Source organism: Hydrogenispora ethanolica, from assembly GCF_004340685.1.
Taxonomy (GTDB): Bacteria; Bacillota; UBA4882; order UBA8346; family UBA8346; genus Hydrogenispora; species Hydrogenispora ethanolica.
On record NZ_SLUN01000063.1, the window covers coordinates 1 to 17,759 of the forward strand.

A 17,759-nucleotide genomic window follows, 5' to 3' on the forward strand; every position below is an offset into this window, starting at 1 on the left:
TTCAAAACGCTCCATTGAACATTTTGAACCTTCTTGGAGTAAATTGTACCTTCCCAAACATCCCCTTTCAAGGTGAGCGGCGGTTTGACGGTTACCCTTAAACAGTGCCGTTGGAAATAGAATGAATTGGGCATTAAAGAACGCTATTAGCCCTGGAATGGTGAAAATGGGCCTGGATGCTTATATCGGGCAATTTTCTGATTGGATGTATGGCGAAAATAAATTAGTTTCAGGAAGAGTAGATTATAAATAAAACAATCAAGGTGATATACCCATGAAGAGGTTTGATATAATTATATTTTTAAATATTTTTTTGCTTTTTATAATATCCAATTTTCTTCAAGGATGTACTTTAAAAGATAAATTAACTGGATATTTATTAATTCCTATGAGTACAGCCTTAGATCAAAACGTCGGAATATTTACGATAGATTTGAAGAACAATGAACAATTGAATAAATATTTTTTGGACAAAAAATATAAATATGTAAGTTTTCCGGTGATGAAAGATGGAAATTTATACTGTATTGCCCAAAATACTAAAGATAATTACTATGCAATTGTAGAAATAAAAGAAAATCGTGTTTCAGAAATTATTAAATCAGATAGAAAAATTATCAGTTATTCTATTGAGCCAAACGAGAAAATTGTATTTATTCAAGAGCAAAATAGCAGATCATATATTTTTTCTAAAAGTGCCCAAGGTGGTCGTATTACAAGACTTTATGATGGGGAGATCGATGAAGAGAGTAAACCAATAATTGATTCCGATGGTTCTGTAATATTTGTGTCAAGAGACGATAGAATATTTAATATTAAGCGGGTTCATGATAACGGGGAAATAAAATCATTAGTAAACGGGAGGTATCCGTTATTAATGAATGCCGGGACAGATTTGATATATTATAAATCCCGTTCGATAATGAGGTATAATCTGTCAAATCGAAAAGAAAAAAGAATAAAGTCAGATATTACTTTAGAGGAAACCCCTGTTTTAAGCCCGGATGAAAAATATCTCGCTTTTTTTGAAATTGATTATGTTTCTACCTTTGGAGGGGAATGGACCGACTTCTTAAGTATCATGTCATTAAATAGCCGAGAAAAAAGACATATTAAGGCTTACAATAAGGCTAGAATAAGATTAACCTTAAGTGGAATTGATTGGGTTGATAACAAATGAACGATAAATTACTAATGCAGAGCGACTTATCTCAGCCGCTGACTCGTAACGATCGTAGATTGATGTCGTCAGCATTGCGTAATGTGGACAGGTAGCCCATTAATATTTTGAAGATACGGACTTGACATTAAAAAGAGAATTAAACAACTGTGTCAAAACCCACTGGTACGACAATGCATTGGGGCGACTTATCTCGGCGGGAGCCGAAGAATCCGAACCCTTACGTTATTGCGGGAATACCGGTTTGTGGTTATGCCTGGCGACGGTTTCTATCGTTTTTAAGTTTAAGCCACTATGTGGTCGCGGCCAGTTATGAAAAGCGCAGTCTCATCATCACGACGAACCTTGAGTTTTCGAAATGGGGAGGGATATTTACCGATGATCAGATGGCGGCGATGATTGATCGGCTTGCCCATCATGGACATTTGATCGTATTCGAAGGAGAAAGTTACCGTTTAAAAAATGCTTTAATGCGTCAAAAATGACTATCATTCCCTGGAAATTGGACCGGGAATTATCATGATAATTTCAGGGAAAAACCGATGACTACATCAGGGATTTTTCGATGACCACAATCTGCATTCCCTGATGATTATTACCTGCATTTTTACTTGCACAATCTCCGACAGCGGCAGCACACAGACATTTGGAAGTGGAAAAATTAGGTCTACTCTCACTGCCGCGCCTGGGAGTTCGAAGATACCAACCGGCCCGCCCGAAGTTGTTTGTGTAGGCTGATTCCATCCGGCCCCAAGGCCTCCCTTTAAAGAACAAACAAACGCGAGCAAGAAGGTAAAAACGAAAGATTATTGAATTTACAGAATATGAAAGTTATATACAAAATTACATATCCAAACGGAAAAATATATATCGGCAAGGATCTAACCGATAGTATCAACTATTTTGGCAGTGCAGACAGTAAAATCATAGAGAAAGACTTTACAAGAGAGCAACAGCGCGATTTTACAATAAGGAAAGAGATTTTATGGGAATCCGATACAGCTTCCGACCAAGAAGTTAATCGGAAAGAAGTTGAATATATCAATTTATTTAAATCAAATGATCCGGAAATCGGGTATAACCAATGGCCAAAATTGAAGCGTTTAAAATGAGACTCTTAAAATTAAGGAAGGCCGCCCCTGATGGCAAGATTTTTAATTCACGGACTGTAAAAAACTCAAGACTTCCCTTCGGCTCGCAAAGAACGCTCGGTCTTGACTTAGCAAAGCAGCACATGAAACGTATTGCCGGTCATAGGGAATGGGTCCGGCGAACCACCCAGCGGTTTATCGCGTCGAATTCTCCGCCAAAGTAATGAACAAATCAAAAGAAAGTTGGTTTATTTTTGCCCATTTTCGGCCCCAAAATGCAGATTCTTGATTGATTCAAATTTCTTTGTATTTTTCCGGCCTTATGCCTCTTTCTTAGTGTTTGTAATTGTTTGCTGGGTTTTCAGTAACCTCTACTTATTATGCTTAAGTTTTCTAGGGCGTGATATCTATGACTGATTGGGTACTAAGAAAATGTATTCTAAGTATAATTCCAGATAAAAAGCCCCAAAAATTCGGAGAAAAAATAGCGGTGTATGAATTTAAAATTCCTCCAAGAGTTAACGATCTTCTAAAACAGTGTGAAAATCGTTTGCCAAAAGAAGGCTTCTATTTTAATACTTGGATCGAAAAATAGATGATTATCAAGTTAGCTCCGTACCGAGCCAAGCGAGAGGAATGCGGGCAAGATTTGCTCCCGATCATGCCTACGTATTTTCCCGCAGAGGTAACTTGATACGCTCAGTGACCGGGTTGAGAGGCTGAAAGAACTCTTTCGGTGAATCATGGCTCTCTTTTGGCGGCGGAAAGAGCTCTCTCAATCGCTCGGCGAGCTCTTTTTGGGGAAAAAGAGTTCTTTCAATCGTCGAGCAAGCTTTTTTGTGGATAAGCAAGCTCTTTTTCGCGAGAATGAGTTCTCTCAATCGTCGAGCAAGCTCTTTTTGTGAACAAGTAAGCTATTTTTGTGGATAAACGATTCCGTTGAATGCGATCAATAAGTTTGTGGATAAGTTCGGGAAGGGCAGTTAAAACCGTGGAAGACAGCGTCCCGATTCGATGACCATTATGTCGCTTTGATCGGGTTTCCGATTGAGAATACCAGGGACTTTCCGATGAATACCGCAGGGATATCCCGGTGATTAAAACCGCCATTTCCATTTTAATAAAGCAGCCGCGCGACGGCTGGGAGTTTGCCAAAGACGACCGGGGAGTGGTGACCATTGAAAGTTAGACGACCGTCTTTCATAGAAAGCCTGAAATTCCGGCAACTGAATTGGGCATTAAAGAACGCTATCAGCCTCGGAATGGTGAAAATGGGCCTGGATGCTTATATCGGTCAATTTTCTGATTGGATATATGGCGAAAATAAATTAGTTTCAGGAAGAATAGATTTAAAGATTGAGGTTTTCGTTTCGATGTCCACGGGACATTTCATCATCGAGTTTTTTCACGATAATCGATGTTTTTTTGGAGAAAAGAAGATTCCCGGGAAACTCCTGTCGCACTCAATAATCATCACATTTTTACATTATTCAAGAGGTAAGCGGTAAAATTTGTAGAATTGATTTCATAAATCATTACAAAACTGACAGGAGATTCCCGGATGCGACGGTTCGCCTTTTTTCGGTCCTCTATCATTCCCATCTTGCTATGCTTCCTTTTCATTCCCGCGGTTTGGGCCGATAGCGACCGGTTGATCGATCTGGACTTTAAGAATGCCGATCTAAAAGACGTCCTGCGGGCATTAGCTTTTCAAAAAGGCGTCAACTTCATTATCGACAATAACATCAGCGGCAGCGTCACCATCCGCTTGACCAAGGTCAGTTTCGAGGATGCGCTAAACATCATCACCCGCAGCAACAGCTTGGCGGTGATCCGGGAAAATAACATCTACCGGATCAGTTTTCAGGACCCGTCCACGCTCAACATGGTCTACGAAAACGGTCTGTTGACGCTGGAAGCGGTCAATGCCAGGCTTCCTCAAATATTAAGCGTCCTATCCCAGAAAAGCGGACGCAACTATGTCCCGTCCCCCGATCTCCAGGACCGGCTCACCATCGCTTTCACCCGGGTGCCCTTGGGCGAAGGAGTCCAGGCCCTGCTGACCCAGGCGAACTGTAGCGCCGAAAATAACGGGAGCGTCATCTTTGTCCGCAAAAAAATCTCCCTGCCGTTCACCCTCGCCATTCAGTACCAGGATAACCTGCTGTCGCTGGAAGCCACCAACGTCCCCCTCGGCTCCCTGGCCCGGAGCATCGCCGAGAAGACCGGAGTCGCGGTCGTCGCCAACCAGGAACTGAACCAGAATATCTCGATCTATTTTCAAAACCTGCCGCTGGATCAAGCGTTGAATCTACTATGCAACGCCAACAATTTGGAACTGGTGAAGGAAGGGCCGGCCTGGCGGATCGCCAAAGGCAGCTATAACCCCCAGAACTCCAATTTGCGGATTGTGTACGACAGCCAGACCCAATTATTCACCCTGGACATTCAGGGAGCGGCGTTGACCACTGTTTTGCGGGAGATGGCGGTCAAGGCCAATCTGAATCTGGTGGTGCTGCCCCAGGTCAATGCGAATATCAATAACCTGCGGCTGCAGAAGCTGAATTTTACTCAGGTTCTCGAATATTTATTGCGCGGGACGATTTATACCTATAAAAAGGTCGACGACATCTACATCGTGGGCGACGGTTTCGCGGTCCGGCCGGAGAATACCGAGTTTGCCGAGGTGAAGCGCTATACGGTGCAATATCTGAAGGCCGATCAGCTTCTCAACACTCTGCCGCCGCTGTTTCCCCGCCAGAATTTTACCCAGCTGCCGGATAAAAACGTGGTGGTCCTGACCGCGCCGCCGGATATTCAAGCCAAATTCCAGGAATATCTGAACCAGATGGATGTCGAAAACAGCGATGTCCGGACCGCCATGATCCGGATCAAACATTTGAAGGCGGAAGACGTCTTGAAATACTTTCCGGCGGCGATTCCTAAGAATGATATCATCGTCATCAAAGAGTTGAACGCGCTCACCGTCACCGGTTCTCAAAATCTCATCTCACAGGTGCAACAATACATCGAAACCGTGGATCAGGTCAATCCGATGATCGTCTTCGATATCCAGGTGATCTCCATCTCCGACACGGATAAGACGGAATGGAACGCCTCGGGCACCCTGTCCGTCGGCGATAAATCATTGGCGATTGCACCGGAAACCGGTTCGATAACGCTGACCAATGGTACAGCCACCACCGCGACCGCCACGACCCTGGCTGCACTGAAACTGCTCGTTTCGCAGGAGAAAGCGAAGATCCTTCAAAATCCGACCATCTCCACATTGAACGGTTATCCGACCAATTTTAAAGTCTCCACCAAACGGAGTTTCCAGGTTGAAAGCACCCAGACCGTGAATGGCGTCGTGACCACCACCCAGCAGCAGATGGTGGTGGACACCGGCCTATATATCACCATCAACCCCTGGGTGTCGGCGGATAAACAGATCACGATGGAGATTAAGCCGACCTTCAGCGAATACAACGATCCGCCCTCGGCCAACATGATTGCCATAACCGTGGAACGGACCACCGAATCCACCATCCGGGTCCATGATCAACAGACCGTCATCATCAGTGGCCTGAAGTATACCAGCAAGGACAAGAAGGTCTATAAGATGCCGGTCCTGGGGGACATTCCGGGGCTTGGCGCGCTCTTCCGCCGGACTTTCGATCAGGAGAGTCAAAACGAGTTTGTGATCCTGATCACGCCCCATCTCATTTACGACGAAGCGGCCAAAAAAGCGATGAACGAGAAGCTTTCCGGGAGTTACGACAGGGATATCCGGGCGGAGATGGGCGGAGGGAAAGACGGAGAATAGCTACTCCTTCAGCTCGACCCATCCTTCGCCAGAGCTGTTTTTCACCCGGATCGAGCGCTCGCCGAATTGGATAATCTGTTCGCCAGCCACCGTGTCCCCGGCCTTCACCACCCGGGTGTCCTGACTGGATTGCAGGTCATTCCCCACCACCGCCCAGTTTTGCCGGGCGTCTTTGATCAGTCCCCACAGCACCAGTTTGGAATGAAATATTTGCGGCGGGGGAGGCGCGACGGGCAGCGGTCCCTCCAGCGCAGGAAGCGCTTTGGCAAAAAACAAAGCGCCGCTTTGCAAAGCCTCATAACGCTGCAGCGGAAAAAGCCGGCCGGGCTGAGGCGCGATGGAACGCTCGGGGGGCAAGACCTCCGGAAGCTCCGGTTGATAAGAACGCGCCACCACCCAGGCGAAGCAGCCCCACCCGAAAACCGCCAGCGCCGCCAGGCCCAGGATCCAACGATATTTCAGCCATTCCAGTCCGTTATTTTCCATGTCGCGCCACCCATAAAGTACTCACCGCGAGATTGTATTCCAACCGCCGCTCCTCCGGCAAGGCATGAAGCTGGAGGCGTTGAACCACGATGCCCATCGGAGCGGTGGCGGTTTGTTGCAAAAACGCCACCAGCGCCGCAGCGGACGCTTTGCCCGCCAGCGTCACCCCGATCGCACCGTCCGCATAGCGGACCGTATTCTTTTGGGCGACGGGCAAGTGATTCCGGGAAGCGAGGGATTCCACCGCTTGCAGGAATTTTAATTGCGCCTGACTCAGGTTCGCGGCGGGTAAGCGGTGCCTCTCCAAGTCCGCCAGGCGAGCGGCGGCATGCCGGTCGCGAGCCAGGATATTTTGGGAGGAACGCAACAGGCGTTCCATTTCCCGGTAATCGGAGGCTTCGGCCGTTGGCCCGAAGCGACTGGTGGCCCCGGTATCCGGATGCTGGCGGTTCAAGAAAAATGAGATCCCCATCCAGAGCACGATCACCGAGACAGTCAGGCTAACGAGGGTCGTTTCGCGCCGGGTCATGGTTGCGGCCCCCTTTCGGCGATGATCCCTTCCAGGTGAAACCATTCAACGTCGGCATCGCGGGTAATGGTGCCTTTCAGACGCAACCCCCGCAGAGCGGGGACCCGCTGTAAAGCTTCCAGTAACCGGGAGACCGACGGAGTGGATCCGGCCAACTCCTTGACGACGCCATTCTCGATCATCAAATCGGTGATCCGGGATTCCGGCGGCAGGTTTTGTTGCAGGAGCAGCAGGAAATCGAGTTCCCGCCCCTGAGCGGCCAGCCATTTTTCCAAGGCGCGGACTTTCGCTTCGTTGCGCCTGAAACGCTGCTCGGCCTGGCGGATGTTTTGAATCCGGGGCAGCCGCGCCTGAAGCCAGGAATTCATACGCGCCCGCTTTTCCCGGCTAGCCTGCCAGCCGAAACCAAGACCCAGCGCCAGGATGAGCAGGGAGATCCCGAACTGGCCGGCGATCCGGAGTGTCCGGCGCTGATTCAAAGCGCTTTCTTGCTTCGATGAAAGGATGCGCGTTTCTTCCGGCCCGTTCCGGCGCGGTCCGGCGATTTGCTCCAGAGCCAGGCCGAGGAGCGGGGCCAGCCCGGCGGTATGCCGGCCGGGAAGGACGCCGCCGAGACAGGACTGGCCGGGGCGGTATAATTCGATGCCGAACTCCGCTTTCAGCTTGTCTGGTAAATCGGGCAAGGAGGCGTCGTTTCCGAGAAACCAGACCTTAGGGGGAAAGGGTTTCCCGGTCTCCGCCCGGTAGGCTGCGAGCGACAGGCGGAATTCTTCCAGCAGATCGGCGAGGGCTTCGTCGCGAGGAAGGTTCTCGGCTCTGAAATCGCGCCAATACGTTAATTCCTCACCTTCGACGACCCCAAACTCCGCCCGCTCATCCGCCAGGTCCAAATAGGCTTCCGCTTGGTTGGAATCGTTCAAAAAACCCCGATGGAAGTGGAGAAAACTCCGAATCCCCTGATTGCGCAGCCCCGACCAGCATACTTTCAAACCGGACCGCTCCAGCAGTTGTACTTGCGCTTGAAGCAGATCATCCCGCAGCAGGGCCACCCGAACCTGGGCCAGTCCATCGAGGACCCGGTGGTGGACGATTAGAAATTTTTCGCGCCCGTCACCGCCGCTCTCCAGCTCCATCCGCACGGCGGCCTTTCGTTGCGGGCCGGGCAGGTCCGGCACCCGGATGGTCCGGTATTTCACCCAACGATTGGGCAGGACTAGGATCACCCGGCGTTTTGTAAAATTGGCTTGCTGCCAGAGTTCCCTCAGCCGGTCCGGAGTCATTTCCCCGGGCGGTAAATCGCGGAGGACAAAACGAACCAGCTCCGCGCGGTTGTTTTTGCCACGGACCTCGACGGCGCAAAAACGGTTGGGTTGACAGTCAATCACGATCACGGGCTTGGACATTCGGACCTCCGCTCGTTTGGACGGGTTGTTCCCCGGTATCGGTTTGAGGGATCTCCGGGGCCTCGTCATTCAGACAGACGCGCCAGGATAGCGTGCGGGCGCGCCATTGCTTTGCGATTCCGGCGACGAACCGCTCCTGGACGGTATCGAGATAATACTGGAATCGCCCCTGGGTGACCCAGATCCGGTAACGGACCACGGTGGAGATCACCGTGAAATAATCCTCGGGATGGGCGATGTTTTTATTCGCACTCAGAAAAAAACGCCTGATCTCATCCTGGCTTTTGAAGGGATTGGCCGCCTGACGCGGAACCACCTGGGCCAGCAGGCCGGAAGGATACCCGGCTTCCGCCAGAATGACCGCCAAGCCGGTCCCCCGGGCCAGATTCAGGTTGCAAGCGCCGCCGAATTGAAAGAGCGGTTTCATCCGGGACCAGTCGGCCTGGGTGATCCCATCGAGGCGCTCGAAATCGCTGATTTGGGTAAAACGATTATTGGGACTGGCGCGATATTGGGTAAAGCTATTGGCGGCCCGCTCGGCCAGATTTTTTTCAAAGCCGGCAGACTCCAGCAAATTGGCGAACGTGGCCGCGCTGATCGTATTGGGATTGACTTTGCCGAATACCGTAAACTCCGGAGCCAAAACCGGATAAAGTTTCGCGCCGTCCTTCACTTGCTTGATTTCTTCCAATGATGAAAAGAAGCCGTTCCGCGGCTGATAGGGCGGATTCAAGGCTTGGTAATCGTCTTCCTCCGCGCCGTCCATCAAGGGTTCACTGTCCGGATCGCGCCAGTCCAACAGCGGATCGATGGATAATTCGCGCAATTCGACCGCTTGAAAACCGCGGCTGACCAGATTGATATTGGGCTTGCTGCCTTCGTCCTCGACCAGCACCGTGATTTGATAACCGTCCCGCCGCTCTTCAAACCGGCCGCCATCACCCAGCCAGGCGTCCTGACGCGTATCGTATCCTTGCGGGTCGTCGGCGAGGAAAAGGGCCAGCCGATCGTGAAGCGCTTCCTCCGCGAGCTGACGGAATTTGTAATTCCGTTCCAAATTCACCACGGCAGCCCATTCGGTTTCGGCCCGGTAGAGCAAGAAGCTGGCGATGATGCCGATCAGGGCCAGGAACCAGGTGACGGTGAGCAGGGCGGAGCCGCGTTGGTGGTCAGGAATCGCCATCTTGGGTCGCCTCGCTTGCTTGGAGCGGAATGATCATGTTTCCTAAATTACGGGTCTTGGTCCGGACGGAGAGCCGGATCAGCGCGGGAAGGCCGGACCCGATCCCGGGACGCCATTCCGGCAGCCAGTTCCGGGTGGAGGGTTGGTAATATTCCCATTGCCAGGCGACGATCTCCCGGAACAATTCGGTTTCGGGAGCGGAACCGCCCCAGAATCCGGAACTCCGGAATACCTTGGCCTGCGACGGGTCAAACCTGTAACTGACCTGTTCCAGCCCGGAGGGGGTTTCTTTCCAGAAACGCAGCCCGGTTGGCTCGCCGGCGAGCGCCGCCGCGGGGAGATAGCCCCCGACATAAGCGGCGCTCAGGTCGCTATAGACCGTCTGGTAGATCAGTTTGAACTGGTGCTGGCCGCGGTAGGCCCGGTCATTTTTGCCCCAGAGCCCGGCCGCGCTGAATAAAAACTGCGACAAAACCGCCAGCAAAACGGCTGTAATGGCCAGGGACGCCACCATCTCTAACAGGGTGAATCCGGCTTCAGCGCCGGTAGCCCTGGAAAAGGAGGCGGTGGGGAGCGCCGTTTGGCGCCTCCCAGGTAACGGTGAGGTGAATCCGTTGACTGCCATCATCTGCTGTCTCCTCTTTGGAAAACCAATGAAACGATTCATAGGGCGGGTCGAACCGGCCGGACGAAGCCGGTTCGCTCCCCAGTTCCAATTCGGCCAGTTTCCCCTGGCCGATGATCAGGCCGGTCACGCGCCCCGCCAATTGCCGCTCGGTGAAGACGGTCTGCGCGAAGGTTCCGCTGAAAACCGCGATAATCAGTCCGGCCAGACTGAGCGCGAGAATGACTTCGATCAGCGTGAAGCCGGCTGATCTCCGGCGCTTTGCGGGGCGTCGTTCCATTGCACTTCACCATCCTCCCGAATCACCAGCCTGCCTTGGAAATGCCGGGTCCGCCAGGCCAGCTGCATTCCCGGGGTGCTCCCGTCGGGAAGCAACTGTAGCGCGCTCCGGCTCCCGGACGCTGGCTCCGGCGGGGATTCTCCATCCCCGGGACTATCCGGCTCCCGGGAGGGCTCAGGCTCCGGAGCGGCGGCGGGAATGACGAAATGAAACTGCTCTCCGGAGAAGTCGCGCCGGATCGGATGCTCGCCCAATTGAAAAGCGTATCCTTGTGCAGTAAAATCCACCACTTGCGCGCTGCGTTCCGTGGCTGCGGTCTCCCTGAGCGTCGCCACGTCGGCGCGGAGCAACTTGGCGATGGCCTGAATTCGGGTCTTTTCGAGGGAACGCTCCACCGCCGGCTGGGCCAGCGAGAGCGCCAGGCCGATCAGGATGATGACCGCCAATACCTCCAGCAGGGTGAAGCCGGAACGGTTACCAGTTCCCAATGTCGGCGTTATCCCCGGTTCCGCCTTCGGCATTGTCTTTGCCCAGCGAGAAAAGGTCGAAGGATTGGGGATTATGCGTCCCGGGGGCGGCATACCGGATCGGGTGGCCCCAGGGGTCGTTCGGCAGCTTTTTATCCTCCAGGTACGGTCCATTCCAATTTTCGGGGATGGGGGGAACCGTCGGTTTTTCGATTAATGCCTGGAGGCCCTGCTCGGTGGTAGGGTAGGCCGAATTGTCCAGGTAGTAGGTTTTCAAGACGTTCTTCAAGGAATTGACCTGCGCCTGGGCGGCTTTGATCTGGCCTTTCTGCATGTTGTTGATGATGTTCGGCGCCACCATGGTCAGAATGAACGCCAGTAGCGTCAGTACCGCCAGGATCTCCAGCAGGGTAAAGCCGCGCTCGCCTTTCAGCTCCTGTTTCATGTGCCCTCCTTCATTCGGCTCCGGTAATATGGAACGTTTTCCGCAAGCGTCGGATGAAATCATCCTAACCCAGCGGATTGATCTGTGAATTCATATTGGTTATCGGCAACAGGATCGCCATGGCTAAGATGGCGATGATCCCCACCATGAATAAGATTAACAGCGGCTCAAAGACGGCCAGGAAGATGCCCATCGAGTGCCTGACCTCGCCCTCATAGGTCTTGGCGACTTTGTCGAGCATCAGTCCGAGCGAACCGCTCTCCTCGCCGACGCCGATCATCTCGGCGGCGAGAAGGGGGATGACCTCCTGAGCCGCCATCCCGCCGGCCAACGACTGGCCCTGCTTGACCTCGCGGGCCACTTGTTTTAAAGCGCGGGCCATCGCCTCATTGCCCATCACGTCGGCGGTAATCTCAAGCCCGGTAAGGAGCGGCACGCCGCTGCCGGTGAGCAGGCTCAGGGACAGGGCCATCCGGGAGGTGGCGATCTTTTGCAGGATGGGGCCGATCCAAGGCAGTTTCAGTTTGATCCGGTCCAGCCGGAACCTGCCGGCGCTGGTCGTGGACTCCCGCGCCAGCCAGAGCGCCAGGGCGGCGACGAGGCCGGCCAGAACGAACCAGAAGTCACGGAGCCCTTGTCCGAAGAGCATCACCATCCGGGTCACCCAGGGCAGTTCGGAGCCCATGTCCAGAAAGATCGATTCGAACTTTGGAACGACCACGCCGACATAGAAGAGGATCGCTCCGATGCTCGCGGTCACCACAATGCAGGGGTAGAACAGGCTGCTGACCACGAAGCGGCGCAGGCTGATCTCCTCCTCCTGATATTGCGCCAGCTTCTCAAGGACCTGGGGCAGAATGCCGCCGGCCTCGCCGGCCCGGACCATATTCACGTAGAGCGCGGGGAAATGTCCCGGGAACCGCTCCAGCGCGGCGGTGAACGACAGGCCCTCCTGGAGGCTGCGGCGCAGCCCTTGAACCACCTTATCCACTTGCGGCGGGAGTTTTAAGCGGCTTACAATGGCCAGCGCCCGTTCCAGCGGGATTCCGGCGGATAACAGTCCGCCCAGTTGCTGGGTGAAATTCAAGCGTTCCTGGCGCGAGAAGGTGCGGCCGCTCCACCCAAGCGCCGCCGGAGCGCGCTCCGTGACCTCCAGCGGATATTTCCCCGCCGCTTTTAATTGTTGAATCAGCTGTTCCCTGGATTCGGCCTCGCGCCTGCCCTGTTCGATCCGGCCCTGCGCCGTGGCCGCGCGGTAGTTAAATTGTTGCAAGTCGGTCACCTTTCAACCATCGCGGGTGACGCGCATCACCTCGGCGATGGTGGTCAGCCCTTGCTTCGCTTTGGCGATGCCGTCCTGCCGCAAGGAAGTCATTCCCTCCGCCAGGGCGCGCTCTCGGATCATGCCGGAATGGCGGCGCTCCATGATCAGACGTTCGATCGCCTCGCTGGCGATCAATAGCTCAAACAGGCCGACCTGGCCCCGGTAACCGATGCCGTTGCAATGCTCGCAGCCCTTGCCGCGCACCAAATGGCGCAACCCGGGGTCCGGGCCGGCGATCTCCAGCTCCTGGGGCGTGGGCGAGTAGGGGGTTTGGCACTTCGGGCAGACCCGCCGCACCAGCCGCTGGGCCAGTACGCCGCAGACCGTCGAGGCCACCAGGAATTCCTCCACGCCCATGTCGACCAGCCGGGTGAAGGCGGTCGGAGCGTCATTGGTGTGGAGCGTGGCGAAGACCAGATGGCCGGTGAGCGCGGATTGGATCGCCATCTCCGCGGTCTCGCGGTCGCGGATCTCGCCGACCAGGATGATGTCCGGGTCGTGCCGGACGATGGTCCGCAAACCCTGGGCGAAGGTGAAATCGAGCTTCGGATTGACCTGCATCTGATTGACCCCTTTGAGTTGATACTCGATGGGGTCTTCGACTGTGATAATTTTACGGGTCGGTTCATTCAGCTTTTGCAGCGCCGCGTACAGGGTGGTGGTCTTGCCGCTGCCGGTCGGCCCGGTGACCAGGATCATCCCGTGGGGCCTGGCGATGAGCTTCTCGAACCGCGCCACGTTTTCGGGGGATAGGCCCAGTTGGTCCAGGCCCAAGAGCAGGTTCGCGCGGTTGAGGATCCGCAGGACGGCGGCTTCGCCATGAGCCGTGGGCGCGACCGCCACCCGGAGATCCAGGTCGCGGCCGTTCAGTTGGATCCGGATCCGGCCGTCCTGGGGGATCCGGCGCTCGGTAATGTCCATCCCCGCCATCAGCTTGATCCGCGAGATGACCGCGGCGAACAGGTTTTTGGGCGGCGGCGCCGTCTCTTGCAGGACGCCGTCCACCCGGTAACGGACCTTGATCTCGTCTTCGAACGGTTCGAGGTGAATATCGCTGGCTCCGGCTTTGAACGCCCCGCTAATCAGGGTATTGACCAGGCGGATGATCGGCGCCTCGGCCGCCATGGTTTCGGAAGCGATCGCGGCGATCTCGGCCCCGGAATCGCTGCTGTACTGGGTCAATTCGGCATCATTCAAATCTTCCAGAACCGCGGCCACCGATTCGAGGGACGCCCCGTAAAAACGTTGGATGGCTGTCCGGATCTGAGCGGCGGAGGCGACGGCAAGTTTTATCTTGTAGGGCAGAAGCTCGCGCAAGGTATCGATGGCTTCCAGCTTCAACGGTTCGGCCGTGGCCAAGGTGAGGCGGTTCTCCGCCAGCCCGACCGGGACGACCTGAAACTTCTCCGCCTGGCGGGGACTCAAGGCCGCCAAGAGTTCCGGGCTTAGGGGCAACTCCGCCGGCTTGCAGTACGGGAGCCGTAACTGGAGGGCGATGGCCTGGGCCAGTTGCTCAGCGTCGATGAACGGCAACGCCGGCAGGATCTTTTCCAGCGGCAGGCCCAGCTCCTTCTGCCGGGCCAGGACTTCGTCCGCCTGCTCTCCGGTGAGCCAGTGGTGATGCAACATAATTTGAAGGATGTTTTCCATGGACGCTCTGTAATCCGCAGATTATTGTAAAATGATTGGAAAACCAGAATGGATTACCTGAGAGATTCCATAATGGCTCGCATAATCCTGCCGGTCCTAACAAATTAATCCAACGAAATGCTTTGGTGAAGCGGGGCTCGGTTGCTCATTTTCATGAAAGGAAGATGTGGAGTCGAGCAAGATTTCTCCATGGGCCAAAGAAGTCACGATACAAAATATTCCAGTGGGTGGAGGAAAATTGATCATTCCGTAGAATGATTTTCCAATTAAAGATAATTCAAATATTTGGAGGCCCAAGCCGATGAAAAAGATCATCGCAAAAATCTTTCTCATGATATTCCTGCTCCTGGGCGGGCTCTATTACGCCGCTCCGTCCCTGGCCAGTGCCGGGGAAATGCGAACCTTCAAGCTGGAGAAGGGCCGGAGCGCGCAATTTCATATTCAAGACCTGGACGTGGAAGTTCCCGCCGATGCCGGGGTCACCGAAATCAGCGCTCAGGAGATCGAAACCGATCTTTCCGGCATCAACGTTCCCCCCGGATTCAAAGCCCTCCGCGCCTTCCGGTTCGGCCCCCACGGCGCGCGATTCAGGAGCCCCATCAAAGCCCGGCTAAAATTCGATGCCCAAATGATTCCCTCCGGTTACACGCTGGACGACGTTCGACTGTACTATATCAACCGGGAAGAGAAGCGGCTTGAAGTCGTCCGGGATCAGTTCTTCTCCAGAGAAAAAGGTCAGCTTATAGCGCCGTTACAGCATTTTAGCGATTATACAGTTGGAGTTGGCGGAGGTTGGGATGGAAACGGGATTAATCCGTTTGTGGATTATATCAATACTGGAGAGTCTCATGTTAACGCATATACCAGGAAACATTTTAGCATCCTTCCGATTATAGATTTACCAAGCAAAGGAATGGATACTAAAGTAAATCTACTATATAATACTGCTACTCATACTTGGTCATTTTCAAAGTTCTCCTATGATGAGGGGAATCTGCAATTTCCTAGTGGCGATTCATATTATGTGCCTACATCGGCACGGGAATATGAAGTTACAGAGACGTATAAATTTTATCAGCAAGATGGAATTCCAATGTCTTTGAAATATGGGCCAGGTACTGTGACTGGTCCCAGACACGATAAAACATATCATAATGGTCTTTTAAAAGAAATTACCTTACAAAATGGAACAAAGATTGATCTTTCTGGTTTTACTATAGAACAGAATTATGGTACTCAAATAATTATAGATTCTAATGGGAATCAGACGAAATATTTTTATACTGTTTATGACCTTTCTTATAGTCGTCATTATGGAGGAAAAGATGGCAATGAGGTAACTTATACGATTATAATTAACACACTAGCCTCAATCGTAGACTCCGCAGGTCGAACCTTTTACTTCCGTTATTTAGTCGATACCACAGCCCATACCGTTACCTTTCAAAGGATCGAACAGTTACTAAGTAATGGCAGCTACAAAACCATTTTATCCTATAGTCGTTCCGGCAATACGGATATCTTCACCGATGCTTTGGGAAAGATCACTAAGTATACCGATAATGGTTATATTTATTATCCTAATGGTTCAAGTGTAAAACTCACCTATGGTTTGGAATTGGATAAGAGTTACAAGCAACAAACCGTCCTCCAAAAACAAGAATTCTACCAACCCAACCAAACGCAACCATACCAAACCATCACTTACAGTGGAAAGTTAAACAGTTACACCGACGTTAACGACGGGGCCAGCCGCACCCGATACACCTTCGATGACCTCGGAAACACTACCAAAACCGAAGTATATGATCTAAACGGCCAGCTGCAGAAGACCATCACTCATGCCGGCATTGTCAACCGCCATCCCGGAACCGTCAGCGTTCAGTACGCCACAGGCGGCGTCCTCGGGACCGCCGCCACCACCAAGTATGAATATGACGATTGGCTGAACACCACCCGAGTTCTCGACCCCTACGGCGCCGAAACCCGGATGGCCTACGCCAACACCAACAGCAACAAAAGCTTGTCGCAATTCAATGCGGCCTATCAAAACGCCCTGTACACCACAGCCGCCGGATATGATCGGCTATTAACCAAGGCAACCCTCGTTCACGATCCGGTGCACAGCACCAACCAGTTGAACCAGAGCCATTACCAGTACGACTCCAAGGGCAACCTCCTGATGGAGCGGAATTGGACGAACAATACCTACCTCGATACAAAATATACTTACGACGCCTACGGCAATGTTCTTTCGAAGACCGACGCCAACGGCAACATCCTGAACTTCGAATACCGGTCCGACGCACCCTACAACTCCGCCTATCTGACCGCGGTCAAGCGGAGCGACGGCACCATCCTCGCCGGCTACGACTATGATACCAATCTCGGCCGACGGATCCGGGCCACCGATCCGAAAGGGAACATCTTCACCTATCAATACGACGCCGTCGGCCGGATGACCCAGGCGCAACAGCTCGACAGCGCGGTGGGGATTACCAAAAAGATCACCTATCTGGACGCCGAGAGCCGGGTGGAATTGCAATACGGCAATACTGGCCAGTGGCAGTATGGCCGGATCGACTACGACCCGTTGCTCGGGAAACCAGTCAAGATACAACGCCAGCAGAACGGCCAATGGGTGATTCAGCGCGAATTCGGCTATGACGCAAACGGCCGGTTGGCCTGGGAGAAAGGGAACCTCCCGAACCGGACGAATCACCGCTACGACGCGCTGGGCCGCGAGATCCAAACCCAGTATCCCGATGGCAGCAGCGTCACCCGGGCCTGGGCGGACCGCCAGCTCACCATCACCGACGGCAACGGCAACCAGAGCATTCAGCAATACGACCTGATGGACCGGTTGACCCAGACCGTCCGGAAAGCGGACGCCAACACCGCCTATACCACAACTTCGATTTACGACACCGCCTCGCATGTGGTGCAAACCACCAATGCCCGGTCCGCCAAAACCACCTACAGCTACGACAACCTGGGCCGCCTGACCAAAGTCGAGTACCCGCAGGACGGGACCAATCCGATGGCGGCGGAAAGTTATACCTATGATAATGTCGGAAATCTGAAAACCAAGACCGCCGGTTCCCGAACCAAAACCCTGGGCTATGAGTTCTTCGCCGGTTACCGGTTGAAAACCGTGACCGAGCCCGATCGAACCGTGACCTATACCTACGACAACAATGATAACCCGCTCACTCAGACAGTCTCCAATGGGATGAGCTATACCTATGCCTACGACTCCCGGAACCGGAT

General features: G+C 53.2%; 17 protein-coding genes and 1 pseudogene. 7 read left to right on the forward strand and 11 right to left on the reverse strand.

From position 1 onward, the window contains the following. Positions 1-121: 121 nt before the first annotated feature. From EDC14_RS27640 to EDC14_RS25730, 6 genes and pseudogenes are all read left to right on the forward strand, one after another. Positions 122-253 (forward strand): hypothetical protein, encoded by a 132-nt coding sequence (locus EDC14_RS27640; RefSeq protein WP_279388802.1) that lies wholly within the window; start codon positions 122-124, stop codon positions 251-253. 21 nt (positions 254-274) lie between these two features. Beyond that, positions 275-1,180: a TolB family protein gene (locus EDC14_RS25710; RefSeq protein ID WP_132018014.1), complete on the forward strand. Its 906-nt coding sequence runs from the start codon at positions 275-277 to the stop codon at positions 1,178-1,180. 296 nt (positions 1,181-1,476) lie between these two features. Beyond that, positions 1,477-1,665 (forward strand): annotated as a pseudogene (locus EDC14_RS25715) (ATP-binding protein); the annotation flags it as partial. 339 nt (positions 1,666-2,004) lie between these two features. After that, positions 2,005-2,292 (forward strand): GIY-YIG nuclease family protein, encoded by a 288-nt coding sequence (locus EDC14_RS25720; RefSeq protein WP_132018055.1) that lies wholly within the window; start codon positions 2,005-2,007, stop codon positions 2,290-2,292. Between the two features lie 1,157 nt (positions 2,293-3,449). Next, a complete protein-coding gene (locus EDC14_RS25725; RefSeq protein WP_132018017.1) occupies positions 3,450-3,779 on the forward strand; it encodes a hypothetical protein in 330 nt (109 codons plus the stop codon). 53 nt (positions 3,780-3,832) lie between these two features. Next, complete coding sequence (locus EDC14_RS25730) at positions 3,833-6,097, forward strand: secretin and TonB N-terminal domain-containing protein (protein WP_132018020.1); 2,265 nt, start codon at positions 3,833-3,835, stop codon at positions 6,095-6,097. Here EDC14_RS25730 and EDC14_RS25735 read toward each other — a convergent pair whose 3' ends face one another. The 11 genes from EDC14_RS25735 to EDC14_RS27010 form a co-directional block, all read right to left on the reverse strand. Continuing rightward, entirely contained in the window at positions 6,098-6,583 is a 486-nt protein-coding gene (locus EDC14_RS25735) for a hypothetical protein (RefSeq protein WP_132018023.1), read from the reverse strand. Further along, positions 6,573-7,112 (reverse strand): hypothetical protein, encoded by a 540-nt coding sequence (locus EDC14_RS25740; protein WP_132018026.1) that lies wholly within the window; start codon positions 7,110-7,112, stop codon positions 6,573-6,575. The genes EDC14_RS25735 and EDC14_RS25740 overlap by 11 nt, the downstream gene beginning before the upstream one ends. After that, positions 7,109-8,515, reverse strand: coding sequence for a hypothetical protein (locus tag EDC14_RS25745; protein ID WP_132018029.1), 1,407 nt, complete (start codon positions 8,513-8,515; stop codon positions 7,109-7,111). Before EDC14_RS25745 ends, EDC14_RS25740 begins: the two co-directional genes overlap by 4 nt. Next, the gene (locus EDC14_RS25750; RefSeq protein ID WP_132018032.1) at positions 8,490-9,698 is read right to left on the reverse strand and encodes a type II secretion system minor pseudopilin; all 1,209 of its coding nucleotides are present in this window, start codon (positions 9,696-9,698) and stop codon (positions 8,490-8,492) included. The genes EDC14_RS25745 and EDC14_RS25750 overlap by 26 nt, the downstream gene beginning before the upstream one ends. After that, positions 9,685-10,323: a PulJ/GspJ family protein gene (locus EDC14_RS25755; RefSeq protein ID WP_207930798.1), complete on the reverse strand. Its 639-nt coding sequence runs from the start codon at positions 10,321-10,323 to the stop codon at positions 9,685-9,687. Before EDC14_RS25755 ends, EDC14_RS25750 begins: the two co-directional genes overlap by 14 nt. Next, a complete protein-coding gene (locus EDC14_RS25760; protein WP_132018038.1) occupies positions 10,235-10,603 on the reverse strand; it encodes a type IV pilus modification PilV family protein in 369 nt (122 codons plus the stop codon). Before EDC14_RS25760 ends, EDC14_RS25755 begins: the two co-directional genes overlap by 89 nt. Beyond that, positions 10,555-11,091: a type II secretion system protein gene (locus EDC14_RS25765; RefSeq protein ID WP_165908332.1), complete on the reverse strand. Its 537-nt coding sequence runs from the start codon at positions 11,089-11,091 to the stop codon at positions 10,555-10,557. The genes EDC14_RS25760 and EDC14_RS25765 overlap by 49 nt, the downstream gene beginning before the upstream one ends. After that, entirely contained in the window at positions 11,078-11,515 is a 438-nt protein-coding gene (gene gspG, locus EDC14_RS25770) for a type II secretion system major pseudopilin GspG (protein ID WP_243663124.1), read from the reverse strand. Before gspG ends, EDC14_RS25765 begins: the two co-directional genes overlap by 14 nt. Positions 11,516-11,579: 64 nt before the next feature. Continuing rightward, positions 11,580-12,788: a type II secretion system F family protein gene (locus tag EDC14_RS25775; protein ID WP_165908333.1), complete on the reverse strand. Its 1,209-nt coding sequence runs from the start codon at positions 12,786-12,788 to the stop codon at positions 11,580-11,582. A gap of 12 nt (positions 12,789-12,800) precedes the next feature. Further along, positions 12,801-14,489, reverse strand: a complete 1,689-nt coding sequence (gspE, locus tag EDC14_RS25780) for a type II secretion system ATPase GspE (RefSeq protein WP_132018050.1) — start codon at positions 14,487-14,489, stop codon at positions 12,801-12,803. 96 nt (positions 14,490-14,585) lie between these two features. Then, the gene (locus EDC14_RS27010; RefSeq protein ID WP_165908334.1) at positions 14,586-14,822 is read right to left on the reverse strand and encodes a hypothetical protein; all 237 of its coding nucleotides are present in this window, start codon (positions 14,820-14,822) and stop codon (positions 14,586-14,588) included. Positions 14,823-16,107: 1,285 nt separating this feature from the next. Here EDC14_RS27010 and EDC14_RS27015 point away from each other — a divergent pair. Then, a partial coding sequence (locus EDC14_RS27015) for an RHS repeat protein (protein WP_165908335.1) occupies positions 16,108-17,759 on the forward strand: 1,652 nt, incomplete at its 3' end.

Coding starts and splice junctions, on each gene's coding strand:
- EDC14_RS27640 (WP_279388802.1), top strand. CDS start 122: ATGAATTGGGCATTAAAGAACGCTATTAGCCCTGGAATGGTGAAAATG.
- EDC14_RS25710 (WP_132018014.1), top strand. CDS start 275: ATGAAGAGGTTTGATATAATTATATTTTTAAATATTTTTTTGCTTTTT.
- EDC14_RS25720 (WP_132018055.1), top strand. CDS start 2,005: ATGAAAGTTATATACAAAATTACATATCCAAACGGAAAAATATATATC.
- EDC14_RS25730 (WP_132018020.1), top strand. CDS start 3,833: ATGCGACGGTTCGCCTTTTTTCGGTCCTCTATCATTCCCATCTTGCTA.
- EDC14_RS25735 (WP_132018023.1), bottom strand. CDS start 6,583: ATGGAAAATAACGGACTGGAATGGCTGAAATATCGTTGGATCCTGGGC.
- EDC14_RS25740 (WP_132018026.1), bottom strand. CDS start 7,112: ATGACCCGGCGCGAAACGACCCTCGTTAGCCTGACTGTCTCGGTGATC.
- EDC14_RS25745 (WP_132018029.1), bottom strand. CDS start 8,515: ATGTCCAAGCCCGTGATCGTGATTGACTGTCAACCCAACCGTTTTTGC.
- EDC14_RS25750 (WP_132018032.1), bottom strand. CDS start 9,698: ATGGCGATTCCTGACCACCAACGCGGCTCCGCCCTGCTCACCGTCACC.
- EDC14_RS25755 (WP_207930798.1), bottom strand. CDS start 10,323: ATGGCAGTCAACGGATTCACCTCACCGTTACCTGGGAGGCGCCAAACG.
- EDC14_RS25760 (WP_132018038.1), bottom strand. CDS start 10,603: ATGGAACGACGCCCCGCAAAGCGCCGGAGATCAGCCGGCTTCACGCTG.
- gspG (WP_243663124.1), bottom strand. CDS start 11,515: ATGAAACAGGAGCTGAAAGGCGAGCGCGGCTTTACCCTGCTGGAGATC.
- gspE (WP_132018050.1), bottom strand. CDS start 14,489: ATGGAAAACATCCTTCAAATTATGTTGCATCACCACTGGCTCACCGGA.
- EDC14_RS27010 (WP_165908334.1), bottom strand. CDS start 14,822: ATGAGAAAGATTTTTGCGATGATCTTTTTCATCGGCTTGGGCCTCCAA.